Source organism: Bacillus sp. FSL K6-0069, assembly GCF_038007785.1.
Taxonomy (GTDB): domain Bacteria; phylum Bacillota; class Bacilli; order Bacillales; family Bacillaceae_G; genus Bacillus_A; species Bacillus_A mobilis.
Map to the genome: position 1 here is coordinate 1,051,355 of NZ_JBBOXN010000001.1, position 25,157 is coordinate 1,076,511.

The window sequence follows — 25,157 nt, forward strand, 5'->3', positions numbered from 1 at the left end:
ACCACAACGCGCTATAGAGGCGAAATCTATAGCGGAGTTTGTGGTCTCTTTTTTCGTTATCAAAGGGAGGAATTACCATGAAATTTTCAAGTAAACAACGTAAAGACGTATTAAACGGAGTAAATAAACAAGAGTTAGATGTGATCGTAATTGGTGGAGGTATTACTGGTTCTGGTATTGCATTAGATGGGGCAACACGCGGGTTATCAACAATTGTGTTTGAAATGCAGGACTTTGCAGCAGGTACATCAAGTCGTTCAACGAAACTTGTACACGGTGGTCTACGTTATTTAAAACAACTTGAAGTGAAAATGGTAGCAGAGGTGGGGAAAGAGCGTGCGATCGTATATGAGAACGGTCCCCATGTAACAACACCAGAGTGGATGTTACTTCCGTTCCATACAGGCGGTACGTTCGGATCATTCAGTACATCAATTGGTCTTCGTGTATACGACTTCTTAGCAGGCGTAAAACGAAGCGAGCGCAGAAAAATGTTTAACCGTGAAGAAACATTAAACAAAGAGCCTCTTGTAAAACAAGAAGGATTAAAAGGCGGCGGTTACTACGTAGAATATCGTACAGACGATGCGCGTCTTACAATTGAAGTAATGAAAGAAGCAATTGAACGCGGTGCAAAAGCTGTTAACTACGCAAAAGTAGACAGTTTCTTATATAAAGATGGAAAAGTATGCGGTGTGCGTGTAATCGATTTACTAGATGGAGAAGTATATGAAGTGTACGGTAAGAAAATTGTAAACGCAGCTGGTCCTTGGGTAGATACACTTCGTGAAAAAGATAACTCGAAAAAAGGAAAAGTACTTCAGTTATCAAAAGGTGTTCACTTAGTCATTGATCAAAAACGTTTCCCATTAGGGCAAGCAATTTACTTCGATACACCAGATAAACGTATGGTGTTCGCGATTCCTCGCGGCGGAAAAACATACGTAGGTACAACAGATACGTTCTATGATAAAGACGCAGCTGTACCGCACATGACAACAGAAGATCGCACATACATCATTAATGCGATTAACTACATGTTCCCAAGCGTAAAAATTACGGAAAAAGACATTGAGTCAAGCTGGGCTGGTGTACGTCCGTTAATTTATGAAGAAGGTAAGAATGCATCTGAAATTTCTCGTAAAGATGAAATTTGGACTTCTGAATCTGGTTTAATTACAATCGCAGGTGGTAAATTAACAGGATACCGCAAAATGGCTGAAATGGTAGTAGACTACGTAACGAATCTATTACAAAAAGAAGGTCATAGTGCATATCCGAAGAGCGACACGAAACATATGCCAATCTCTGGTGGACATGTAAGTGGTTCACAAGGATTCCCAGCATTCGTTGCGAAAAAAGCAGGCGAAGGTACGAAATACGGTTTAACGACAGCACAAGCAGAAGAATTCGCGAAATTCTACGGCTCTAACGTAGACGTACTATTCGACTTAGCGAAAAAACATAAAGACGAAGCGAAAGAATACAACATGCCGCTAGACGTTCTAATCCCACTTGTATACGCAATGGATTACGAAATGACAGCAAAACCAGTTGACTTCTTCGTACGCCGCAGAGGCGCTGTATTCTTCAATATCCACTGGGTATACGAGTGGAAAGAAGCAGTAATCAACTACATGGCTGCGAAACTAGGCTGGAGCAAAGAAGAGCAAATGAAATACACTGCTGAATTAGAAAAAGCATTAACAGACGCTGTCATTCCTGTAGATCAACAAGAGCAGGCAGCTGCATTAGCATAAAATAGAAAACCGCCTGAAGGGGAGCCTTTAGGTGGTTTTTTTTTTTTTTTTTTTTTTTTGTGTGGTTTATTTCTCCAACTATGTTGCATAACGACATATGTTGTTATACGATGTATGTAAGGTGGTGGTATTGTTGGACAAAGAAATCTTGAAGGGAAGTATAGATATTTTATTACTTTCTATCATTGCAAAACGTGATACATATGGATATGAAATAGCTCAAAGTTTAAAGGATGCAAGTGAAGATTTGTATAGTATGGGGCAGGGAACTTTGTATCCAGCTTTAAAGCGATTAGAAAAAAAGGAATTTCTTGAATCTTATTGGAATCAATCTGAGAATGGGATGAAAAGGAAATTTTATACTATTACAAGTAAAGGGAAAAAAGAATTGCAGAAGAAAGTGAACTCTTGGGAGCGTGTAACATCATTAATTCAAGCTTGTCAGAAAGGAGTTATTTATGAGTGAATTTGATGAGTATATTAAGTCCATTTTAGCTTATTCAGAACTTAGTAATATTGAACAGGATGAGCTATTTCTAGAAATATATGATCACTTGAACAGCTTGAAAGAAGAATATATGGAACAAGGTATGAATGAAAAAGAAGCGGTGTATAAAGCGATTCAAAGTTTTGGCGAATCAAAAGTCATTGGTTTAGGGATTAATCAATCGGTATACGAAGTTCCTAGACCATTAAAGATATTATTAAAAATTTTATGTATTCCTTATATAATGATTTGTTTTATTGTCTTTTTAGGAACATTTATTTCGACTTCTACATTTGACTCTATTCGTAGTTTGACAGGTGGAACTGTCTATCATCCGATTGAATTTTGGCAGCAATTTTTACATATATCTGACTTAGAAACGTTATTACAACTTTTTGGAATAACACTTTGGCAAATTAAAGATTTTATTGCGCATCCGGGTCTGTGGGGGAACTCAACTTATTGGTTAATCGTTTTACAACATATAATATTGTTAGTTCCATTTGGATTTTTTGTTCCAGTATTGATTAATAAAGTGACTAATTATAAGAAGGCTTGTAAGTGGTATGTTATGACCTTTCTTGTTTGGGAGTTATTACATTTACTAACTTTATCTGATGTTTTTGATGTGTGGCGGATTGCTATAAATATGCTCGGTGCATCGATAGGATATCTTTTATTTATAAGCATGATACAAATGGATAATAAATTTAGGGCTATGCGCAAGAAGATATTTGAAAATTAACTTGCTATCGTGTAGTTAAAATTATATGAATTTAGCTTGATGATAATAGAGTATCACTGAAAACATAGGTACTATATAGTGAGAGGATTTTTATATTCGTAATAGGTGTTGTTTTTTGGTTATTGATACTGCTATGAAACGGGTGCATGATCCGTCTTTATTGGTGCTATAAATGATGATAAATACACAGCTGAACTAGAAAAAGCATTAACAGACGCTGTAATTCCTGTAGATCAACAAGAACAGGCAGCTCGTTAGCGTAAAATAGAAACCACCTGAAGGGGAGCCTTTAGGTGGTTTCTATTGTATCGCATTTTAATTTGTCTAGTTTTGAAGTTTATTTTTTCTTCTTAATAGACAACTTTGTAACAAATGGATGGTGATCTAGTTGAGCATTTGAAATGAATTTATTTAAGCAATTATCATTTTCAGAAACATATGTAGTGAATTTGGTTTCATCATCAGTTAACTTATGAAGTCTATTAAATACAGTTTCTAATTTATATAATCTTTTATCTTTAATTGTATAGTCATTAATTCCGTGTTTATACTCAGATAAAATGGATATGAAAGAATTATCTATCTTATTCCGTTTTAAACGAGAAATTGTAAATGGATTGGGTCTTTTAGTGTAAGAATCATGAAAAAATTTTTCAATGTATGTCATGCCGCGCCTACAGTCCTCGGTAGTTTCATTTTTAATATAATAATCTTTTTGAATTTTCTTGCCCTCTGGATTGATATAACAATAATCAATTTTAATAATATATGATTCTTTTCTATAGTGTTTGCTTCTGTTAATCCCGTTGTTGGAAAAATAAATCTGGATATGGCAATTATTTACAGATGGATCTTCTTTATCTATCTTTAATGAAATAGTATTAGGTTTGTCTTTTAAGGAAAAAGGTCTAAATTCACATATAGGAAAGATTAATTGATACCTTTTATGCAATAGTATTTTCTGTTCTGTGTTATAAGCTTTACGGTGGAACATCAACTCAGTTCTTTTTTGAGATACTATGTGCTCAAGTTTTTTTTCTTTTTGTTTGAATAGGCCTATGTTTTTTAGGAAGCTCATAATAGGTCCTGTAGGTCGTTGGTTTAATAAATCTTCATATTGTTCTTTGACCATTAGGTAATCTTTATGGCGTGCATCCAATTCTTGAACTGCATGTATTTCATTTTCGAGATTATAACGGCTGAATACTTGGTGAATATTAGAATTTACCTCTTTGCATTTTAATAGGGTTGCATTATCTAATTCTTCTGTTCTCTTTAATAAGGGAATAATATCCCTACTAAATGCATGTTCAAAATTGAATTGTGTAAATCCATATTCATAATAAGAATATATATTATCTATATCCTTCTGACATAGGTCTAAAAAATTACTTATTTCTAATTTAGTTAATCTATCTCGTTTAAATTTAAACTTAATATTAGCAAGAAAAGAATTTAATTGATTAAAACCAGAAAATGAGGGTAATAACTTTTGGAAGTATTCTTGTTCCTTTCTTTTTAAATCCGTTTCATCAGCCTCTTCTAAAATAATCATACGAAAGTCTTGTAATGTACAGTTGTTTTCTAGCATATATTTGAAAATTTTACAGGCTTTAAATTTCCCTTCGTAGTATGATTCGAACTCGGAGAAGAAGTATTCATAATACGTTTCATAAGAAAGTCTATTTAAAGACAGTATTTCGCAGAGATGCTCTTTATATCTTCTTTGTATATCTTTCGACTGTCCTATGTATATCGGAACAAATTTATCACTATCGAAGTTATCTATATATATCATATATATGCCGGTAACTTTATACTTCGTTTCGGGTGTAACCTCTCTATATGCATTATCTTGTATAAGTTGTTTTACTCGTTCCTTTACATGATCTATTGTTATTGTGTTACTTGCCACGATGTACCTCCCAAATAAAGCATTAATAATTTTATTTATTAAGTTTATCAGTTTTTTAACAGGTAACGTATGTTTTATATTATTTGTTTTGAATTAATCCATATTATGAGTGGAAAATCTCGATAAAGTAGTGAGAAGGAGGAGAGTTTCTAAATATTTGAATTACCGCATCGGTATCTTACAAGCCTTTGGAAACCGCATATGGAAGAGGAGTCGACTAAAGGAGTTCTCTTTTTAATTTAGCTGAGGGTATACCTTGCTAAAAGAAAAGCTTTCGGGTGCTGGTTTTGATAAAATATTTATGACAATCCAGAACGGCTAGAACACTACGATAAAACCCTTATTACAAACTTAAAAAGCGCCTTGGGAGAGAAGCGCTCTTTAAGTGAATGTATTGTAACGACATTCGGTTTATTATATGTAAGTTACTGAGGAAGTGTTTTATAAAAAACGTTATTGCCATCCGTATTTTTTATAAATTTATAAAACTTTTCCATACAGTGCGTCGTCTAATATATGGGAAGGAGGAAATGATGTGGATGAATTAACGGTAGAAGCGTTTGAAATAGAAGATAAGGAACTCCTTATCGATGAAATTATGAACAAGTATGGACAAGAAGTCCTGCAGCTTGTGTATTCATATGTAAATAATAAAGAAATCGCTGAGGATGTAACACAAGATATATTTGTGAAATGTTATAAATCTCTTCATACATACAAAGGGAAGTCGAATGTGAAAACGTGGTTATGGAGAATTGCGATTAATCAATGTAAGGACTATATAAAAAGTTGGTATAACAAAAAGGTGATTGTGACAGAGGATGAATTTGCTTATATGGGGGTTCAAAATGATAGTGTCGAACAAACTGTCATTCAAAATGTGGAGGACCGTGAGCTCGCTTCTGCAGTAATGGATTTACCGATAAAATACCGAGAAGTCATTTATCTATTTTATTATGAAGAATTATCAATTAAAGAGATTGCTATTGTAATAGACGTGAAAGAAAACACGATAAAAACGAGACTGAAAAAAGCGAAGGAGCTTTTGAAGAAAGGATTGGAGGAATAATCAAATGGAAGATCGATTAAAAGGCCTGCGAAAATCAATGAAGAATACAACGTTTAAACATTTGAGTTTTTCTGATCAACATCGAAAGCGGGTGCGCGAAAAAATCAATGCTTCAAACGAGAAGGAAGAGGATATCTCGTTAGCAATTTTACAACTCCTCAGTAATGAAAAAACAGGGTACGAATTGTCACAGCTACTACGAGGGAGAGGGATTCGAAAATTTGAAGGAAATGAAGGGTTTTTATATACCGTATTACATCGTCTAGAACAGAATCATTTTATCCAATCAAGTTGGGATCATGAAGGAGCGAAATATTATCAACTGAATGATAAAGGAAGAAAGATGCTGCGAAAGGCAGAAAAAAACGCTACGAAGGTACAATTTATATTAAAAGGCTTAGTACAGGAGTGAGGCGAAATTGAATAAAAAAGGAGATCGTTTTGTAAGCGAGGTTACGAATCATATTAAATCAAAAGAAGCAAAGAGCTTTGTAGCAACTGAACTAGATTTTCACTTAAAACAGGCAAAGAACACATGGATAGAAAAAGGATTAAGTGAGGAAGTTGCTGAAAATAAAGCGGTGGAACAAATGGGGAGTCCGATTAAACTTGGCCAGGAACTTAATAAACTGCATAAGCCAAAGGTGGACTGGTTCTTACTTATTTTATTAGTGGCTGCTATGGGGTTAGGGTTTTTGCCAATAATCGCTCTTGGGCATACGAACGATTTATTAATGAACAAAGTAATTTTTGTGATTCTCGGCATTGTAACGGCTGTTGGGATCATGCTACTTGATTACCGGAAGCTAGAGAGACTCGGGTGGCTATTTTATATAATTGGAATACTTATCTTGTTAGCTATAAAATGTTTTCCGACTGGTTACGTGATTGGGGAAGCAGTAATAAAAATTGGCCCCATCAAAATTGACTGTTTAATGACGATACCATTCTTTTTTCTAGCTTGGGCTTCTTTTTTCAATAATAGTAGGTTAAAATTTGTGCATCTTTTCATGTTGTACGTATTTTCTTTATATCTATTTCTAACTATATCAATTCTTTTACCAATTTTCATCTACACTACGATGGTATTCGTTATGCTTTGGTGGAGTAAGCTAGGAAAGAAAACGGCATGGCTCATTACAATGTTACCAATTTTTCTCTTTATTATTAGGGATTTATTTTCCTGGTCTGCCGTAAAAGAATACCGGATAGCTAGAATTTTAGGACTTATAAACCCAGCGCATGATCAATTTGATTTACGTTTACAAGAGGCGATGTCTTCAGCAGGTTGGTTTGGTACATATGGAAATATAAAGTCTATCCCCGCTACCCATACTGATTTTGTATTTGTGAGTTTGACTTACTATTATGGATATGTGCTTGCGTTAATTATTGTCTTAATTCTTTCTCTTTTTGCAGTAAGAATAATGAACATAGCTTATAGAATAAATGATGGTTATGGTAAATTGCTCCTCGTTGGTGGAGTGACTCTTTTTGTAATCCATTTTATTTGTAACGTTGGCATGATCCTCGGGATATTACCACGTTTTTCTATATCATTACCTTTTATTAGTTATGGATTAGTACCAACTCTGTTTCATGCATTTATAATGGGAATCGTGTTAAGTGTATATCGGCGTAAAGATATGCCGTTTAGAATGAGAAAAACACCTTGATGATTGAAGTGAACCCCGAAAACGGGACATCCATCAAAACGCCTAAACCATCTGTTCCTTATATTTTTTAGGGGATAGATGGTTTTATTTTTCTGGAATCCTCACAGCTTTTCTATACCTATAATGTAACGGTTCTAACTTAGTGATAAAATTCATAATATCTTCAAAATCCTTCCATTTATTCTCTATATAGATATTAGGTCGTTGTGCTATAATATATTCGGAATTAACTGAATAATGAGGAAGAAGGGGTTGTTGTGGAAACAAAGCTTTTAGAAACAGAGAAAAAATTTGATTCGAAGTCTCTCTTGGCTTTAGGGTTATTGATGATTACCGGAATTACATATCAGTTCTTAGGAAATGTTTTGGGAGATGCTATACCTAATGTATTAGGAATGATTCTTGAAGCTCTATGGAATCTTGTATTATGTGGAATTATTGGATACTATTTTTTAGGGAAAATATCGTTAGAGCAATTTAAACATTTTAAATTTAAGACATTGCTTTGGGGTTTACCTTTAGTAGTTATCGTAGGTGTAGGTTCCGGCGCTATATTCAATTACATTTTTGAACCAGCAACTAAAAATTCTGTTGCAGAAGTAATAAGTATTTCTATGATTTTATTCCGCGTACCATTTATGCTTATGGGCGAAGAGTTGCTTTGTACGAATGGAATTCTTGCATTACAAAAATTAGGGTTGAAATTCGGAACAGCATCAATCATATGTAGTGTCTTGTTCGCTTTATGGCATATTCCAGCTTATGGATTTGTGCCAATGCAGTTATTAATAACTATAATTCCAATTAGATTGGCACTAAATTATGTATGGAAAAAATCCAATAGTGTTTGGGTAAGTTGGATTTGCCATTATATTTATGATAGTTTAGCATTTATACAATTTTTTCTAAAATAAAAAATTCGAGTTTCGTGTGAACAGAAGTACATGTAAATATATTACTGCAAAATAAAACAAGTATGACCTCATCTAATATTTAGATGAGGTCATACTTGTTTAAAAAAAGAAACACCTTGATTCGCATCAAGGTGTAATAACTTCAAAACTCTCCGAATCAGCCCCAAGTATAAAAGGACTAACCTCGCCAACGCTATAAAGTTGTAATTCATGCATTGCGCGCGTACAAGCTGTGTAGAACAATCTACGAACGCTCTCATCACTATATACATCTTTAGAAGCATCGTAAATAATAACAGCATCAAATTCGATACCTTTCGCTAAGTAAGCAGGGATCACGACAATGCCTTGCTCATACTCGGCTGAGTTACTTTTCACAAGTTTAATATTTTCGATATGACGAAGAGCTTCGTAGGCAGCGGCGCTTTCAGCTGCAGATTTACATATAATTGCGATCGTATTGTGCTGCTCTTTTTGTAGGTCAGCAACTTTGGCAGTAATATGCTCGTGCAGCTGGCTGTCATTCGATACTTTCGTCACTGTAGGTTTCTCGCCGTCACGTTCAAAGGCGTGAATGTTCTTTCCTTCCGGTACGAGAGCACGTGTAAATTCAATAATTGGTTTTGTTGAGCGATAGCTACGAGTTAAGTTGATGCCGTTCGTTTCATCTGGTCCGTATAAGCTAGTAAGTGTGTTGAAATTCACTGCTTCACTCGCGTGGGCAAATATCGCTTGGTTAAAGTCTCCGAGTACAGTCATTCTTGCAGCAGGGAAGAGACGTTTTAAAAACTCAAATTGAAACGGTGAGTAATCTTGCGCTTCGTCTACGAGTACGTGTTTAATCGATCTATTCGTTTGGAAGCCTTCAATTAATTCTTTTAAAAGTAAAAATGGCGTTGCATCCTCGTAATATAGCTTTCCTTCATCAAGCATGTTTACTGTTAAGGAGCAAATGTCATCCCACTCTTTCGGTTTTTCCCCAGTAACCCATGATGCATCTGTGAAGAGTTGTTTATATATGCCTGTGAAATTGATGAAACGCAATGTTTGAACGCCTTTACGAAGTGGCTTCAATTTTTTACGGACAATCATACGTCCAAGTACTTTCGTTTCTTTCTCAAAATCATGAAAGGAGTTGTCGTCAAACTCGCCTTTTTTCTGTAAATATTTATAAGCCTTTTGGTATTCATCTTTACTAAGTAATTCAATTTCTTCTTCTACCCAAGGCTTTTTCAGTTCTGCTTTTTCAATTGCATCTATTTGTTTATTTAGCCAATCCGTTAACTTTTCAATTCGATTATGGAAGCGGAGGGAGGAGTCAGTGTTGTAAAACTGCTCAGTAATTTCTTTAGCAGAAACAATTAGCTTTCCTCTAAATTTCATTCCTCTAAATAGCATGCCTGAAGATTCAAGAGATTGTCTATACGCTCGAATCATCTCAAAAAATTGAGTAGATGCTTTAAATCGAATGCTCGCATTTCTTGTTTTATAGGTAGGGCTATCCGTTTCCGTTAACATATATTCTAATTGTTCATAAGGATCTTCAACGTCAAATGACTTGCTTAGTCTATGGTTTAAATATTCTTGGAATGTCACTTGCTGCATATTTTCTTCACCGAGTTCAGGTAGTACGTTAGATACGTAGCTGTTGAACATAGAGTTAGGGGAGAAGAGAATAATTTGATCAGCTTTTAACCATTCGCGATATTTATATAGTAAGTAGGCGATTCGTTGCAGGGCAGCTGACGTTTTACCACTACCAGCAGCTCCTTGCACGATAAGGAGTCGGCCTTCATCATGACGAATAATTTCATTTTGCTCGCGCTGAATTGTAGCAACGATGCTCTGCATATGTTTGTTCGTACCTTTTCCGAGCGCTTGTTGCAAGATTTCATCACCAATTGTAAGGCTCGTATCGAACATAGAATCAATCTCGCCATTTTGAATAATATATTGTAATTTTTTCTCCACATTACCGTGGATTACGCCGCCTGGTGTACTGTATTCAGCAGGTCCTGGTGGATAATCGTAGTACACACTCGAGATAGGTGCGCGCCAGTCATATATAAGAAAGTTTTCTCCGCTTGCATCAGTAAGTGTAGCGACGCCGATATAAATTTGATCCGCAGCAGATTCTCCTTCTTCTTTGAAATCAATTCGTCCGAAATAAGGTGCTTTATGCATACGTCTTAATGCGGCAAGTCGATTAAAGGTGTGCTTATGGGTAATTTGTGTGACAGCTAGTGACTGAGCTTGTTGTCTTAAGTTGATAACTGTTTCAAGATAATCATCGAAAGTATCAGTATTCACTTTCACGTCATCCCAAAAGTGTTTACGAATATGGATTACTTCTGCCCGGCGTCTGCCAGTTTCGTTTTCCAGTTTATTAATTTGCTCCGTAATCGTTTCTATTACGGTATCCAATCGTTTTTGCTCTAAATCAAGTTTTTTGTTCATACGTAAGCACTCCTTTAAAAGTGAAAAATAGAGGTTGACTGAAGATGTGTTTTGGTGTACAATTAAGATACGGATAAATACGTTCTGTATATTTTCGAAAACGTGTTTCTGTACTAATTTAACATAGTTTTTTCATTTAATCAATGACAATAAGATAAACCTTGGTTCCGTATGTGATGGAATCAAGGTTTTTTTGTGTAGATTATAGTCTGTTTCAGTTCGATTTTTAGCGTCTATTAGTTAAAAGGGGGAGAACCAAAAATCAATTTTGCGGTGGAACATATTCTCCGGTTGTTACATGAAAACCAGCAGCTTTCATTTTTGTCTGTTCTTTATTCCAGCCTATTACTAACATTAGGGGAATGTTCATCTTAGTGTCTTTTTTTAGCATGAAATTATAACCTTTTGCCCAATCTTTACCGGGATGGATACTACCGATTTTTAATGCTTTTTTTAGTAAATGGGGAGAATCGTAGTGAATATCTTCTAACTTTATAAACTCTTCTCTAGGATAAGGTGAATCACCATCTCGGGTGATATCTTGCGCTTCAGCAATTTTCCCCTCATAGATTGTGATTAAAAATAGCTTGTTCGTATCTGGCACTCCGAAATCAATATTCCAGTACTTTCTTTTACCGTTACTCCCAATTGACTTCTCGGGTTTATCTTTGTCTATATTAACCGCCTGTAAAAATTGAGCATTTTTATTCCATTTAAGTGCAGAGGGGTATGCCAACTCAATCGCTTGTTTTACTGATAATTCTTGATGCGCAGAGACTTCTAATGTATCTTTAACTGATTTTTTTGTAGAATGAGCAGATGTTTTCTCGGCGGTTCCAATAGAAAATATTATAAGTAAGAGGAAAAAGATTATTTTTTTCATTTCCGTACTCCTTTTTTAGATATATTCTTACCAAGCCTTTTTCATTTATCCTGTTGCTCGCAAATAGGAGGATAAAAATTACAAAATAAAAAAGCTCGGGCCGAAGCCCAAGCTTTTTTCACTTCATTATTTCTTTTCGTCTTTTTTAGCGTCAGCTTTTTGCTCTTTGAAAAGATCTTTTAAATCTTTATCGTCAACTTTTACGTCAGCTTTTTTGATTTCTTTCATCATAAGATCATTCATGAATTCGCCGTCTTGTGCTTTCTTCTGAACGATTTCTTTTTTGATGTCATCTTTAGATTGTTCGAAAGATTTTTCTGGTTCTTTAATGTCTGTTACTTTAATGATGTGGTAACCGAATTGTGATTTCACAGGCTCGCTTACTTCATCTTTTTTCAGTTTATAAGCAGCATCTTCGAATTCTTTAACCATTTTACCAGCGCCGAAGAATCCTAAGTCTCCACCTTTTTCTTTTGAACCAGTGTCTTCAGAGTATTGTTTTGCTAACTCTTCGAAAGATTTACCTTGTCCAAGTTCTTCTTTAACTTTTTTAGCAGTCGCTTCATCTTTTACAAGAATGTGGCTTGCTTTAATTTCAGGCTTGTAGTTATCTTTTAATTCTTTATCAGTGATTGTTTTCTCGATAGCTTTTTCTTGCGCTAATTGAGCACGCACACCAGTTTTTAAAGTTTCTTCTTTAATACCTTGTTGTTTTAATAGTGTATCAAATTGATCACCGTATTGTTTTTTCATTTCATCGAACTTTTTGTCTACTTCTTTGTCTTCAACTTTGTAGTTTTTAATAAGTACTTTTTCCATAACCATGTTGTTTAGTACTTGTTTACCAGCTTGTGTTTTCATTTGCTCGTAGAACTCGTCTTTTGTAATGTCACCAGCTTTAGATGTAACAATTTTGTCTGATGATGATGTTCCACATGCTGATAATGCGATTACACTTGTTGCGGCTAAGGCAAGCATAGCTTTCTTCATTCGATAAACACTCCTACTATTATGTATTTTTAATTTATCCTACCCAATGAATTTTAGTTCATAAGAGCCCGATTAAGTCTCACTGATACTTTTGCTTTTTGTATTGGTAAAGCGCGCTTAACAGGGCTTACCGAGGCTTTAGGATAAAGTTAAGATGCGTGTCATTTATTTCATAGTATAAGCAATATGTACAAAATTTAATATATCATATTTCGACTCGATTTCATATTGATAAAGAAAATTTAACCAGTATGTGTCAGATTTTGAAGGTGTTCCATATTGGGCGCATGCCGCATATACAGAAAAGAGGAGGGGATGGGGATGAATTCTCAACTTATTTTATTACTTGTACTGTTTATTTTATTGGTTATAGTAGGTATAATTTGCTTATAGAGGAAAAAAGTGAGGAAGGGGCTTCCTTCCTCACTTTCCATGAAATATAATTTCTATATAACTAGAAATTAATAAAATTGTTATACATACATTAATAACCCGAAAGACACCGGGTTGGCGGCTCGCAGCTATTTGTTTTCGTTCACACAGTGTATGTGTCATAAAATTCGTGTAAAATATAACAAGAAGTGCGAATGCGACAAAAACAACTGTTATAAGTGTCATGAGGCGAGACCTCCTTTTGGCTAAAATACATATACTTTATATATTGTATCATACGATATTTTGTTCGTGTTATAAAATTCAGAAATAGAAGACTTTGTGTTAGAAAGTGAGGGAGAAAATGGACGTTGTTAGAAGATTAGAACAAGCTGAATACTACGTAGACCTACTATTTAAAATGATTGATGAAGAAAAGTGTCCATTTTATTCTTTAATCATAAAGAAAAAAGCTCGCAAAAAAGATATTGAACATATACTAAATCTTTGTGAAATACTGAACGAGCAATATGTAGTGGAGAAAGCAGAAGGGCTTCTGTTGTTCGATGCGCTGTTAGATCAATTTGAAAAAGCGCTTCCACATCAGCTCGAAGTACACGAAACTGCGGAAGCGCTAGCAAAACAAGGTTTATTTAACCCGCTTATGAATGAATTCTTAAGCATGATTGCGAAAAAATAAATAGATTACTTCTTAACTAACTTCTGATCGGTTTCCGTAAAGTTCTCCTCAATATTCTCTAATGATTTCTCAAAAATATCGATGAAGTCTTGTCCGTAAATGTTACGCAAGATAGCGATAAGTTCGATATTTTCTGGGAACTTACCATAGAAATTACGAAGTGCAAGAGCCCCATTAAATACAGAGTTATTTTCAGGATCATACTCCTCCATTAAGCGAAGTAGTAATTCTTCCCCTTTGTCTGTAATCTCAATGTACGTATTTCGTTTATCATCTTCTTTTTTCGAGAATACAAGATAGCCGCGTTCTTCCAGCTTTTTCGAGAAGTTAAACGCCGTTGATACGTGCATAACTCCAAACTTAGCAATCTCAGAAATAGAAGCCCCTTTTAAATGATAAGCGATTGATAAAATATGATGCTCATTAATGTTTAAATCGTAAGGCTTAATCCACTGTTGCCAATCTTTCTCTACACATTTCCATAACGCTTTCGATAATTGAGCAATGCGTTGGCTGAAAATCATTGCTTCTTTTACCGAGTAATCTTTTTCTCCACTTTTCATTTACTCACCCACTTTAACATTCTTTTTCATTACTATCTATTATGCCAGTAAAATAAAAATTAATAAAGTCTTTTTGTGAGAATTGTGAAAATTTTTTGGAAAAATGACATTCTATACAAATCATGCATAACTATGGAAGCGTTTTATGAGTCGTGAATACATGCGTTGTCCATACATGTTAAGTGATAACATATATTGTAAATGCATAAAAACACGGCATATCTGTGTGATATGCCGTGTTAAGGTCAATTTATATAAAAAATATTTGTTATATGCAAAAAACTAAGCAGGAATTTGTTTACGCTTTTTCCGGAACAGCTTCTTGTAGTTTCTCAATTGATTTTTGAATGTCCAAAATCTCTTTCTCAATATGGCGTTTGTTTTGAGAAATGTCTTGCTTCCAGTTCGAAAGCGTGTCTTGCATATCGTCTTTTAATTCTTGAAACACTTCTTTACCTTCTGAAGCAGTTTCAACGATTTGACGTTTTAATAATTTTGTATCAGCTGTAATATCAGCTAAAGTCTTTTTAATATCAGTTCCTTTTTCTTTCAGCTTACCGCGCATAGCTTTACCAGAAGAAGGAGTAGAGAAAAGAACGGCTAGTCCAGCAACTGCTCCGCCGCAAATGACACCTGTAATAAAGGATTTAGCTTTTGACATAAAAGGAAACCTCCTTATTTTTTGTTCGTATTCATGATGTGAAAACATATGCATATCTTTAAGACAAGGGAAAAAAGTGTGCAGTGCACAGTCCCTGGCATCTTGAGTGGAGAAACAAGCCGTGCAATATGTAATCACTTTAGGAAAGTGGCTTGTTATGTATTACTTCTTATTATAGTGTCACTATTTCACACTATTTGCAATTGTACTTGCGATGTTTTGTAAATTTTCCATTGTGTATTCATTTTGATGTGATTTCCAAACAGCACCGAAACCATCGTTTTCACCGTAGCGTGGAATTAAATGAAGGTGGAAGTGGAACACAGTTTGTCCAGCTTTTTCACCGTTATTGTTAAGTAGGTTAAAGCCAACTGGATTAAACTCTGCTTTAATCGCATTTGCGATTTTCGGAACGACAGAAAAAATGTGTGATGCGATTTCTGGCGTTAACGCAAAAATGTCTTGTTTGTGAACTTTTGGAATAACAAGGGTATGTCCTTTTGTTACTTGACTAATATCTAAAAATGCAAGCACATGTTCATCTTCGTATACTTTTGAGCAAGGGATTTGCCCATCAATAATTTTACAAAAAATACAATTGTCCGCTGTATGATTCATTGATCTCATCCTTTCAAATATCCTTAGCCGTATTTTATCATAATTACATAAGAGAACAAACACGAAAAACAGGAAGCTGACTCAGCTTCCTGTTTTCTGAAGAGGGATTGAAAAAGCATTATCGTAATTTACGTTTCGCAGACACCTCATTTATTTAAGAAATGCACGGTAAATCGGCTAAAGTTTCTGCCGTAGACACCCCATTTTCAAGTGAAATGAATTGCAATCTTTATAAAGGGAAATTGTTTATTTTTTAAAACAGTATATGCTCTTTCGGAGACACCCCGTTTCTAAAATGAAACAAATGATCTGGTTATGTGTAAATTTCTTTGTCCAACATGGACACCCCATTTCATGATGACTTCACTATGTTGTTGTACTCATCAATTGGTGGTTGCTTTTTCAATGTGTTCCTTCTTCCTTAATTATGATGTCCGCTTTCGTAAAAATATATGCGAACAAATTTAAATTTTTTTTGAGGGCATCGATACTATGTAGTGCAGCGCTATTTTTGGTAAGATGAATATAGAATGAATACTAATGAAGAAAGTGGTGTCGTATGAGCGAGTTATTGCGTGTAGAAAATGTTACAGGAGGATATACGAAACGACCTGTACTAAAAGATGTTTCGTTCTCTGTGAATAAAGGCGAACTTGTCGGCTTAATCGGTTTAAATGGAGCGGGTAAAAGTACGACGATTAAACATATTATCGGTTTAATGGAACCGAAAAAAGGAACTGTCACAATTAATGGAAAAACAATTCGTGATGATATGACAGCGTACCGTTCTAGTTTTTCGTTCATCCCAGAAACACCAGTATTATATGACGAGCTAACGCTAGAAGAACATTTGAAGTTAACAGCGATGGCGTACGGTGTCGATGAAAAACAATACGAAGAACGTGTAGGACAACTATTACAAGAATTTCGTATGAAAAATCGTTTAAAATGGTTTCCATCTCATTTTTCAAAAGGGATGAAACAAAAAGTAATGATTATGAGTGCGTTTTTAGTGGAGCCATCTCTTTACATTGTGGACGAACCATTCGTTGGACTTGATCCGTTAGCGATTCAATCACTCCTTCAAATGATGGATCAAATGAAAAAGAGTGGCGCAGGTATTTTAATGAGTACACATATTTTAGCGACGGCAGAGCGTTATTGTGATTCATTCATTATTTTGCATCAAGGTGAAGTAAGAGCGATGGGAACATTATCTGAACTGCAATCACAGTTTAATATGCCAGGTGCAACGTTAGATGATATTTATATTGCATTAACGAAGGAAGAAGATTATGAATAGCACAGTATTATGGAAAGAACGATTTCGTCACTTTCTAAAAGAAGTTCGTACATATAGTAAATACGTATTTAATGATCATTTGAAATTTATTTTCGTATTTATCATCGGCGCAGGAGCGTATTATTACCAGCAATGGTTACAAACGTTAACAGCTTCGTTTCCGGCGGCGCTCGTTATGGCAGTGTTACTCGGTCTCGTATTAACGGCCGGATCCATTCAAACGTTATTAAAAGAAGCGGATCTCGTTTACTTACTGCCAGTTGAAGAAAAGTTAAAACCATACTTCACAAAGGCATTTCTCTTTACGTTTATGATTCAGTTATACATAATCGCAATCGTAGCGGCAGCGCTTGCCCCGTTATACTTCCAGCAAATGAAGCAAACAGGAGCGGCTTACATATGGATTGTACTCGCGTTTGTCATCGTAAAAGCGTGGAACTTATTCGTTGCATGGGAAAAGTCATTTTTAACAGATCAAAATATACAAAGAGCTGATTGGTTCATTCGTTTTATTTTAAACGGCTTATTTGTATACTTCCTTGTAGAACGTACTTCCGTTATGTTTATTGGCGGAACCGTCCTTCTCATGGTGTTATACCTCGTAGTACTGCATCAAATGGTGAAGGGAAAGCCACTAAACTGGGAGTATTTAATTTCTGAAGAAGGTAAGAAAATGATGCTGCTGTACCGCATCGCGAACATGTTCGTTGACGTACCAGCATTAAAAGAAAGAGTAGCACGTAGAAAATGGCTTGATTTCATTCTTTCAATGATCGGTGAAAAGCGTACCTATTTATATTTATATACGAGAACGTTTTTACGATCTGGTAACTATTTCGGCTTATATGTGCGTTTGCTCGCTCTTGGCGGAGTTATTCTTTACTTCATTCCGTTTTTATATGGACGATTTATCGTAAGTTTTATCTTCCTATACTTAATCGGTTATCAGCTCTTAACTTTATGGAAACATCACCGAATGAAGATTTGGCTTGATTTGTATCCGGTCGGGGGAGAAGAGAAGAAGAAAGATTTTCTTGTCTTATTAAATGCAATCCTTATTATCGGTAGCGTGATATTTACAGTTATATTTGCCCTTGCGACGAAAGATTTCATGATGACGGGAATTTTATTAGTCGTAAGCATAGTATTTAGTATCGGTTTCGTTTATCAATACGGGGCGAAACGTATTGAGCGTTTAAATTGAAGGGAATGAACCTATGATTACATATGAAGAGAAGGTTATAAAAGAATTGGAGCAGTGGAAAGCTACATTCATGAAAGATTCTTCTATGATGACACGGTTCTCTAAGAAAGTGCAGACGAAAGTACAACAGCTTATTCCGGCGAAAGTGCAAAAAGTATTAACAGAAACGATTCGGATGATGGTGCAAACGATTAGTGCTGGATCAAACTTTATAAAGCCGAAATTAAAAGAGACGAACTGGTCATTGCAAAGAAGAGACGATGAAGTACGTAAAAAAATGGATGAGTACAAAAAAATAGCAGCGGCAGAAGGAGCAGGGACGGGAGCTGGCGGTATTCTCCTCGGTCTTGCTGACTTTCCGCTTCTACTAGGCATTAAAATTAAATTTTTATTTGATGCAGCAACGTTGTACGGATTTGATACGAGTAACAAAGAAGAGCGCCTTTTTATCCTTCACGTTTTTCAGCTTGCCTTTTCCAGTGACGACCACCGAAAAGAAATATGGAAAGCAATCGAAACGTGGGATACAGAAGAAGAAAATCATATGGACTGGGAAAAGTTCCAAACAGAGTACCGAGACTATATCGATTTAGCAAAAATGCTTCAGCTCGTACCAATAATCGGTGCTCCGGTCGGCGCGTATGCGAACTATCAATTACTGCAAAGACTCGGAGAAGTGACGATGAATTGTTATCGTATGCGATTACTGAATAGAAATTAAAAAGAAAGCACTCTACATGTGTAATGTAGGGTGCTTTTTGTTATTTTTATTCATAATTTTCATCTTTTTACCAATAATATACAAATGGAGTTACTTTACTGTATTTAGGGGTGCAAATATGAAAGTATCAATATTTATCACTTGTGTGGCAGATGTTTTTTATCCAGAGGTCGGAAGTGATGTCGTCGAAATTCTTGAAGATTTAGGGTGTGAAGTGGATTTTCCTAAAAGCCAAACTTGTTGCGGACAACCTGCTTATAATAGCGGGTACGTGAAAGAAACGAAAACAGCGGCAAAACATATGATTGAAACCTTTGCTCATTCAGAGTATGTTGTGGCACCATCGGGTTCGTGCGCGATGATGGTTCATGAGTTTTCTACCTTATTTTCTGACAGTGAAATGGAATGGAAGAAAAAAGCGGAGGAGCTTGCGAAGAAAACGTATGAATTTACACAATTTCTCGTTGAAGTATTAGGGAAAGAAGACTTAGGTGCGGTGCTTCATAAAAAAGCAACAGTTCATACATCTTGTCATATGAGCCGATTAATGGGAATTAAAGAACCACCGCAAAAATTATTAAAGTGTGTCAAAGGACTGGAAGTAGTTTCGCTATCGCATAATTATGATTGCTGCGGATTTGGAGGGACATTTTCAGTAAAGATGCCAGAAATCTCTGAACAAATGGTCGATGAAAAAGTAAAGCATATTATGGAAACCGGTGCAGAGGTGTTAATTGGGATGGATTGTAGCTGCTTAATGAATATAAAAGGACGTTTAACACGCCAGGGCTATCCAATTGATGTAAAACATATTGCTCAAGTATTAAATGAGGACCGAAAATAAGAGGGGGATATACAGATGGGAATGAGAATTGGGAACGATCCCTTTCATAAGCGTACTGCAACCGGCATTGGCGATCCATTTATGCGGCAGGCTGTTAGGAAAGCGCAAGATGGTCTTAGGGGCAAGAAATTAAAAGCGACTGAGAGTCTTGGGAATTGGGAAGAATGGCGAGCTTTAGGAGAAGAAATTCGAAAGCATACATTAGAAAATCTTGATTATTATTTATATGAGCTAAGTGAAAATATTGAGAAAAACGGTGGTTTTGTTTATTTTGCCAAGACGGCAGAAGACGCAAGGGAATATGTAAAAGAAATTGTAAAAAAGAAAAACGCGAAAAAAATTGTGAAATCAAAATCGATGGTAACGGAAGAAATCAGTTTAAATGAAGCAATTGAAGAAGCTGGAGCGGAAGTGTTAGAAACAGATCTTGCTGAATTTATTCTACAAGTGAACGACCACGATCCGCCGTCACATATTGTTGTTCCGTGCCTCCACAAAGATAAAGAACACATTTGTGAAATATTTAAAACAAAGTTAAATTACACTGGCACATCTGACCCTACGGAAATGGCGAGGTTTGTAAGAGGCTATTTACGTGATGATTTCTTTGCAGCGGATATAGGAGTGACTGGATGTAACTTTGCGGTTGCAGAGTCCGGGTCCATTTCTATCGTGGCAAACGAAGGAAACGCAAGACTGACTACGACACTTCCGAAAACGTTAATTACCGTTATGGGGATGGAGCGTATTGTGCCAACATGGGAAGAGCTTGATGTGTTAGTAACACTTCTATGCCGAAGTTCTGTAGGACAAAAGTTAACGAGTTATATTACCGGATTAACGGAGCCTGGCGGGGCAGATGGACCTGAGGAATTTCATTTAGTCATTGTGGATAATGGCCGTTCTGATATTGTAGGGACAGAATTCCAAAGTGTACTGCAGTGTATTCGCTGCGCAGCATGTATTAATGTGTGTCCTGTATACAGGCATATTGGCGGACATGCATATGGCTCTATTTATCCAGGACCAATTGGAGCTGTGTTAACACCGCTTTTAGGGGGATATGATGAATATAAGGATTTACCTTATGCATCTAGTCTTTGTGGTGCTTGTACAGAAGCATGTCCAGTGAAAATCCCGTTACACGACTTATTAATTAAACATCGCAGCCGCATTGTAGAAGAAAAACGATCACCTGTAGCTTGGAACGCGGCGATGAAAGGTTTCGAAAAAGTAGTGAAGAGTCCTAGCTTATTTTCTTTTGCGGCGAAGAGCGCTCCGTATGCATTAAAACCTCTTGCGAAAGGTGATAAAATCGAGCGCGGCATTGGGCCGTTAAAAGCGTGGACGGATGCGAGAGATTTCCCAGTTCCGAAAAAACAACCGTTTCGAAAGTGGTTTGAAAAACACGTAAAGGAGAACGATGATGGCCATCCAAAATCGTGAAGAATTTTTACTCCAGTTATCAGAAAAGCTTGGTAGAAAACGTCCTGAAGCAGTGGAAAAACCGAAATGGTCTTTTGCCCCGCAGTGGACTGTTTTTGACGGACTCGCGCAAGACGAACTTGTATTACAGTTAATAGAGCACTGCGAAGTCATTCATACAGAAGTAAAGCGAACAACGAAAGAAAATCTTGTTGAATCATTGGGGTCTTTACTAAAAGAATGGAATATTACATCCGCTATGTATGCGAACGATGAGCGTTTTCATGAATACGGTCTTACGCCACTTTTCAAAAATGAAGGTGCAACACATTTTCGTATGTGGGGATCGGATCAGAAAGAAGAGGACATAGCATTTGCGAAAGCTGCTGACCTTGGTATTACGTTCAGCGATATGACCTTGGCAGAATCAGGAACCGTCGTACTATTTAATGACGGGTTAAAAGGAAGACATGTTAGCCTTCTTCCGGAGTCGTACATTGCAATTGTTCCTAAAAGTACGATCGTACCAAGATTAACCCAAGCTGCAAAACAAATCCATGATCAAAATGAAGCGGGGGAAAAACTACCCGCTTGTGTAAATTTCGTTTCTGGTCCATCAAATAGCGCAGATATTGAAATGAACCTTGTCGTAGGTGTACATGGTCCAATCCGAACAGCGTATATTATTGTGGATGATCAATAATGAAAATAGAAAGCACTGGCCGCTAATACAACCAGTGCTTTTCTTACTGATGAAAGTTAAAGACCAATCCCACTATAGCCGACTCCAGCTACGATTAATATGATAAAGAGCACAATGAGTATGATATAACCGCTACTAACGCCCTTACCATCTTGTCCAGCTTCACCGCCGCCAGTGCCACCACTACCGCCTTTACCGCCAAGTGCCATATGTATGTCCTCCTTATTGTTATATGTTGCTTTTACTTTATATTTTCTGCATTTACCAAAAAAAACCTTTTGCAATGTTAACTAACTTGCAAATCATTTCGTTTCATTTTATAATTTACTTACCGACCGGTAAGTAAAAAAAGTGAGGTACAGTATGACAAAGAATTTACAAACATCGCAAAACATTGTAGAGGCATCATTTAAACTTATGGCAGAGCATGGCATTGAGAAGATGAGCCTTTCTATGATTGCGAAAGAGGTAGGTATTTCAAAACCGGCTATTTATTATCATTTTTCTTCTAAAGAAGCGCTAGTTGATTTTTTATTTGAAGAAATTTTCTCTGGGTATCATTTCGTGAGTTATTTCGATAAAGGACAATATACGAAAGAAAACTTTGCAGAAAAGTTAATTGCCGATGGGTTACATATGCTCTCTGAGTATGAAGGGCAAGAAGGAATATTACGTGTTATAAATGAATTTATCGTAACTGCATCGCGAAATGAAAAGTATCAGAAACGTTTATTTGAAATACAAGAAGATTTCTTAAATGGTTTCCACGATTTATTGAAGAAAGGTGTGGAACTTGACGTTGTGTCACAACATGCAACAGAAGAAAATGCTCATACGTTAGCGCTCGTAATCGATAATATGAGTAATTACATGCTCATGGGATTCCAGTTAAAGTATAAAGAGATTTGGATTCGAAATGTGAAAAACGTAATGAAGGAGGAATAAAAGTGAAAATGCAAAAAAACTGGTGGCTCGGTTTTCTTGGATTCATTGGGATTTATAAAATACCAGGTATGATTGAAGCTTTTCAAGCGGATGGAAGTTGGATGAAGTTAATAGGGTTTATTTGGCTACTTTGGTTCGGATATTTTATTCCTGAGAAGAAAGATAAAGAAGAATAAATACTAATTTTCTGTAAAGTTATGTAAAATATAATTTGAGAGTATTCATATATTAGATTACTAGATTTGGAGTGGTTACATGGATCCATTGAAAAATGAAATTCACCCTGACATGGTCAAGGTGTGGAAAGTTCGTGCTGTAATGGAAGAAGGGATCGGTATTCTCGTCATTTTAGCTTACCTTTTCCTCATGATAAAGTTTGATTGGTGGGCGTGGATTTTGTACGTGTTAATCGGGTTAACGGTTGCACTAGCGCCACTGGAGTACTTCGTATTCCCGAAACTTCGTCAGCGCTATTATAGCTATCAACTAAATGAAGAAGAACTTGAAATTCAGCACGGTCTTTTCGTCGTAAAGCGTGTATTAGTACCGATGATTCGTGTACAGCACGTTACGATTGAACAAGGGCCGATTATGAGAAAATATGGCTTAGCACAATTACACATTTCAACAGCGGCAACTTCTCACAGCATCCCAGGCTTAACGATGTATGAAGCAGAAATGTTGAAAACGAAAATCGCAGAATTGGCGAAAGTGAGTGATGAGGATGTATAAGAGGCAGCATCCAATCACGATGTTATTAGAATTAAAAATAACAGACTTTATACCACTCATTATTTTCATGTTTAGCTTAAATGGAAAATTCCCGTTTTGGTATTTAATTCCCGCTGCATTCGGTTTACTCACCGTCTTTTCAGCGTTTGAAAAATGGTACTACACAACATATTGGGTTGAAAATAACGTATTACATGTGAAACAAGGGCTCTTTGTGAAGAAGGAGAGCTACTTAAATAAAGAACGTGTGCAAACAATTAATACAAGTTCTAACGTGTTATATCAAATGCTTGGCTTAAAGAAAATTCAAATCGAAACAGCTGGTGGGGGCGACGATGCAGAAGTTAGCTTAGCTGGTATTACAGCAGAAGAAGCAACAGAGCTTATTGCATTGCTAAACGAGCCAACTCCAGAAGTGAAAGCAGAAGAAACGTTAGACGAAGCAGTAGAACATACAGTAGAAAAAGAAATTGTTACAGAGGAAAAACAATCGACAGAATACAAGTTAACTTGGAAAGAGATTTTATTAGCGTCTGTTACATCTGGTCAGTTTGGACTATTATTCTCGTTAATCTTTTTCGTGTACCACCAAGTAGATGAGTACATTCCGAAATGGATAGAGAATGGCGTAAAGTCGTATGTAATGAAACATGATATATATGGCTGGATTTTCATGGTAGCCATTTTGATCGTCCTTTCGTGGATTATATCGACAATCGGTTATGCGCTAAAACATGGAGATTTCACAGTGAATCGAAGGAATGACGAAGTCCGCATTTCGCAAGGATTACTTGAGAAAAAAGAACTCGTCCTAAAATTGCACCGTATTCAAGGTATTACGATAAAAGAAAGTATGTTACGTCAGCCATTTGGTTATTGTGCTGTGCAAGTAGAAGTGATTCAAAGTAAAGGAATGGGTGACGAAAAAGAAAAAGTTACACTGCATCCTATCATTCGAAAAGATCGCGTACAACAGTTACTCGCACATTTACAACTACCATATGAACTGAATACAAACATTATTTCATTACCAAAAGCAGCATTACGCCGCTATCTCATTGATAGTCTCATCTTTTTCGCAATGCTAGCAATCCCGCTTATTGGAATAAGTATATACTCTGAAAAGCACTTCATCATGTGGGCATTAATTCCACTTGCGATCCTCATCTTTATACTGGGATACGCAACATTTAAAACAAATGGTTACGGTGTAAACGCAGAGCAAATTACGCTTGTATATCGCAGCGTCGGAAAATATACAGGACTTGTTAGAAGAAGACACGTCCAATCAATGGAAAAGACACAATCATATTTCCAGCGCCGTGCAAATCTATGTACGTATAAGTTCTCTAACGCATCATCGAATTATAAACTAGAGCATACGAGAGTAGAAGATGCGAAGAGAATGCAGGATTGGTATAAGAAGAAATTAAGTGAGAATTAAATAGAATGGCTCGTCTTTTGCGGAAG

General features: G+C 36.1%; 28 protein-coding genes. 19 read left to right on the forward strand and 9 right to left on the reverse strand.

The features are described from left to right. The first annotated feature begins 77 nt into the window (after positions 1–77). The 3 genes from glpD (at position 78) to MHB74_RS05400 (ending at position 2,992) form a co-directional block, all read left to right on the forward strand. Positions 78–1,760, forward strand: a complete 1,683-nt coding sequence (gene glpD, locus MHB74_RS05390) for an aerobic glycerol-3-phosphate dehydrogenase (RefSeq protein ID WP_061678708.1) — start codon at positions 78–80, stop codon at positions 1,758–1,760. Positions 1,761–1,893: 133 nt separating this feature from the next. Beyond that, positions 1,894–2,226: a PadR family transcriptional regulator gene (locus tag MHB74_RS05395; protein ID WP_016104079.1), complete on the forward strand. Its 333-nt coding sequence runs from the start codon at positions 1,894–1,896 to the stop codon at positions 2,224–2,226. Then, entirely contained in the window at positions 2,219–2,992 is a 774-nt protein-coding gene (locus MHB74_RS05400; protein ID WP_061676582.1) for a VanZ family protein, read from the forward strand. Before MHB74_RS05395 ends, MHB74_RS05400 begins: the two co-directional genes overlap by 8 nt. A gap of 337 nt (positions 2,993–3,329) precedes the next feature. Here the strand turns inward: MHB74_RS05400 and MHB74_RS05405 are convergent, their stop codons facing one another. Then, the gene (locus MHB74_RS05405; protein ID WP_061676581.1) at positions 3,330–4,907 is read right to left on the reverse strand and encodes a hypothetical protein; all 1,578 of its coding nucleotides are present in this window, start codon (positions 4,905–4,907) and stop codon (positions 3,330–3,332) included. A 535-nt stretch (positions 4,908–5,442) separates the two neighbouring features. Here MHB74_RS05405 and MHB74_RS05410 point away from each other — a divergent pair. From MHB74_RS05410 to MHB74_RS05425, 4 genes are all read left to right on the forward strand, one after another. Continuing rightward, on the forward strand, positions 5,443–5,976 hold the full coding sequence (locus MHB74_RS05410; protein WP_061676580.1) for a sigma-70 family RNA polymerase sigma factor: 534 nt from the start codon (positions 5,443–5,445) through the stop codon (positions 5,974–5,976). A 4-nt stretch (positions 5,977–5,980) separates the two neighbouring features. After that, the gene (locus MHB74_RS05415; protein WP_061676579.1) at positions 5,981–6,388 is read left to right on the forward strand and encodes a PadR family transcriptional regulator; all 408 of its coding nucleotides are present in this window, start codon (positions 5,981–5,983) and stop codon (positions 6,386–6,388) included. 7 nt (positions 6,389–6,395) lie between these two features. Further along, the gene (locus MHB74_RS05420; protein WP_061676578.1) at positions 6,396–7,652 is read left to right on the forward strand and encodes an FtsW/RodA/SpoVE family cell cycle protein; all 1,257 of its coding nucleotides are present in this window, start codon (positions 6,396–6,398) and stop codon (positions 7,650–7,652) included. A gap of 257 nt (positions 7,653–7,909) precedes the next feature. Then, positions 7,910–8,566 carry a CPBP family intramembrane glutamic endopeptidase gene (locus tag MHB74_RS05425; RefSeq protein ID WP_061676577.1) on the forward strand — a complete coding sequence of 219 codons (657 nt, stop codon included), beginning with the start codon at positions 7,910–7,912 and terminating at the stop codon, positions 8,564–8,566. A gap of 126 nt (positions 8,567–8,692) precedes the next feature. On the opposite strand, the gene helD is transcribed toward MHB74_RS05425, so the two are convergent. From helD to prsA, 3 genes are all read right to left on the reverse strand, one after another. Next, a complete protein-coding gene (gene helD, locus MHB74_RS05430; protein WP_061676576.1) occupies positions 8,693–11,023 on the reverse strand; it encodes an RNA polymerase recycling motor HelD in 2,331 nt (776 codons plus the stop codon). 262 nt (positions 11,024–11,285) lie between these two features. Continuing rightward, on the reverse strand, positions 11,286–11,906 hold the full coding sequence (locus MHB74_RS05435) for a hypothetical protein (protein WP_061676575.1): 621 nt from the start codon (positions 11,904–11,906) through the stop codon (positions 11,286–11,288). Positions 11,907–12,032: 126 nt separating this feature from the next. Beyond that, on the reverse strand, positions 12,033–12,896 hold the full coding sequence (gene prsA, locus MHB74_RS05440; protein WP_061676574.1) for a peptidylprolyl isomerase PrsA: 864 nt from the start codon (positions 12,894–12,896) through the stop codon (positions 12,033–12,035). A 279-nt stretch (positions 12,897–13,175) separates the two neighbouring features. Here prsA and MHB74_RS05445 point away from each other — a divergent pair, with 279 nt between their 5' ends. After that, positions 13,176–13,289 (forward strand): hypothetical protein, encoded by a 114-nt coding sequence (locus tag MHB74_RS05445; protein WP_002007073.1) that lies wholly within the window; start codon positions 13,176–13,178, stop codon positions 13,287–13,289. 30 nt (positions 13,290–13,319) lie between these two features. Here the strand turns inward: MHB74_RS05445 and MHB74_RS05450 are convergent, their stop codons facing one another. Beyond that, positions 13,320–13,514 carry a hypothetical protein gene (locus MHB74_RS05450; RefSeq protein ID WP_000172690.1) on the reverse strand — a complete coding sequence of 65 codons (195 nt, stop codon included), beginning with the start codon at positions 13,512–13,514 and terminating at the stop codon, positions 13,320–13,322. Between the two features lie 118 nt (positions 13,515–13,632). On the opposite strand from MHB74_RS05450, the gene MHB74_RS05455 reads away from it, so the two are divergent. After that, a complete protein-coding gene (locus MHB74_RS05455) occupies positions 13,633–13,968 on the forward strand; it encodes a DUF1878 family protein (RefSeq protein WP_061676573.1) in 336 nt (111 codons plus the stop codon). A gap of 5 nt (positions 13,969–13,973) precedes the next feature. Here MHB74_RS05455 and MHB74_RS05460 read toward each other — a convergent pair whose 3' ends face one another. From MHB74_RS05460 to MHB74_RS05470, 3 genes are all read right to left on the reverse strand, one after another. Then, positions 13,974–14,531, reverse strand: coding sequence for an HTH-type transcriptional regulator Hpr (locus MHB74_RS05460; protein WP_000834921.1), 558 nt, complete (start codon positions 14,529–14,531; stop codon positions 13,974–13,976). Between the two features lie 298 nt (positions 14,532–14,829). Further along, entirely contained in the window at positions 14,830–15,192 is a 363-nt protein-coding gene (locus MHB74_RS05465; RefSeq protein WP_000030296.1) for a YtxH domain-containing protein, read from the reverse strand. 183 nt (positions 15,193–15,375) lie between these two features. Then, positions 15,376–15,810 carry an HIT family protein gene (locus MHB74_RS05470; protein WP_001016840.1) on the reverse strand — a complete coding sequence of 145 codons (435 nt, stop codon included), beginning with the start codon at positions 15,808–15,810 and terminating at the stop codon, positions 15,376–15,378. Between the two features lie 559 nt (positions 15,811–16,369). On the opposite strand from MHB74_RS05470, the gene ecsA reads away from it, so the two are divergent. The 6 genes from ecsA (at position 16,370) to MHB74_RS05500 (ending at position 22,010) form a co-directional block, all read left to right on the forward strand. Continuing rightward, complete coding sequence (ecsA, locus tag MHB74_RS05475) at positions 16,370–17,113, forward strand: ABC transporter ATP-binding protein EcsA (RefSeq protein WP_001292604.1); 744 nt, start codon at positions 16,370–16,372, stop codon at positions 17,111–17,113. Next, on the forward strand, positions 17,106–18,317 hold the full coding sequence (gene ecsB, locus MHB74_RS05480; RefSeq protein ID WP_061676572.1) for an ABC transporter permease EcsB: 1,212 nt from the start codon (positions 17,106–17,108) through the stop codon (positions 18,315–18,317). The genes ecsA and ecsB overlap by 8 nt, the downstream gene beginning before the upstream one ends. 13 nt (positions 18,318–18,330) lie before the next feature. Beyond that, positions 18,331–19,038, forward strand: a complete 708-nt coding sequence (ecsC, locus tag MHB74_RS05485; RefSeq protein WP_000634133.1) for an ecs operon protein EcsC — start codon at positions 18,331–18,333, stop codon at positions 19,036–19,038. 118 nt (positions 19,039–19,156) lie between these two features. Next, entirely contained in the window at positions 19,157–19,882 is a 726-nt protein-coding gene (locus MHB74_RS05490; RefSeq protein ID WP_061676571.1) for a (Fe-S)-binding protein, read from the forward strand. Between the two features lie 15 nt (positions 19,883–19,897). Next, positions 19,898–21,328 carry a LutB/LldF family L-lactate oxidation iron-sulfur protein gene (locus tag MHB74_RS05495; protein ID WP_061676570.1) on the forward strand — a complete coding sequence of 477 codons (1,431 nt, stop codon included), beginning with the start codon at positions 19,898–19,900 and terminating at the stop codon, positions 21,326–21,328. Then, positions 21,309–22,010: a LutC/YkgG family protein gene (locus tag MHB74_RS05500; RefSeq protein ID WP_061676569.1), complete on the forward strand. Its 702-nt coding sequence runs from the start codon at positions 21,309–21,311 to the stop codon at positions 22,008–22,010. The genes MHB74_RS05495 and MHB74_RS05500 overlap by 20 nt, the downstream gene beginning before the upstream one ends. Before the next feature lie 56 nt (positions 22,011–22,066). On the opposite strand, the gene MHB74_RS05505 is transcribed toward MHB74_RS05500, so the two are convergent. Next, entirely contained in the window at positions 22,067–22,219 is a 153-nt protein-coding gene (locus MHB74_RS05505) for a sporulation protein YjcZ (protein ID WP_081110117.1), read from the reverse strand. 154 nt (positions 22,220–22,373) lie between these two features. On the opposite strand from MHB74_RS05505, the gene MHB74_RS05510 reads away from it, so the two are divergent. The 4 genes from MHB74_RS05510 (at position 22,374) to MHB74_RS05525 (ending at position 25,131) form a co-directional block, all read left to right on the forward strand. Further along, positions 22,374–22,955 (forward strand): TetR/AcrR family transcriptional regulator, encoded by a 582-nt coding sequence (locus tag MHB74_RS05510; protein WP_061676568.1) that lies wholly within the window; start codon positions 22,374–22,376, stop codon positions 22,953–22,955. 2 nt (positions 22,956–22,957) lie between these two features. Continuing rightward, positions 22,958–23,131: a hypothetical protein gene (locus MHB74_RS05515; RefSeq protein WP_061676567.1), complete on the forward strand. Its 174-nt coding sequence runs from the start codon at positions 22,958–22,960 to the stop codon at positions 23,129–23,131. 79 nt (positions 23,132–23,210) lie between these two features. Beyond that, on the forward strand, positions 23,211–23,687 hold the full coding sequence (locus MHB74_RS05520; protein ID WP_061676566.1) for a PH domain-containing protein: 477 nt from the start codon (positions 23,211–23,213) through the stop codon (positions 23,685–23,687). Next, on the forward strand, positions 23,680–25,131 hold the full coding sequence (locus MHB74_RS05525; RefSeq protein ID WP_061676565.1) for a PH domain-containing protein: 1,452 nt from the start codon (positions 23,680–23,682) through the stop codon (positions 25,129–25,131). The genes MHB74_RS05520 and MHB74_RS05525 overlap by 8 nt, the downstream gene beginning before the upstream one ends. Positions 25,132–25,157: the final 26 nt, after the last annotated feature.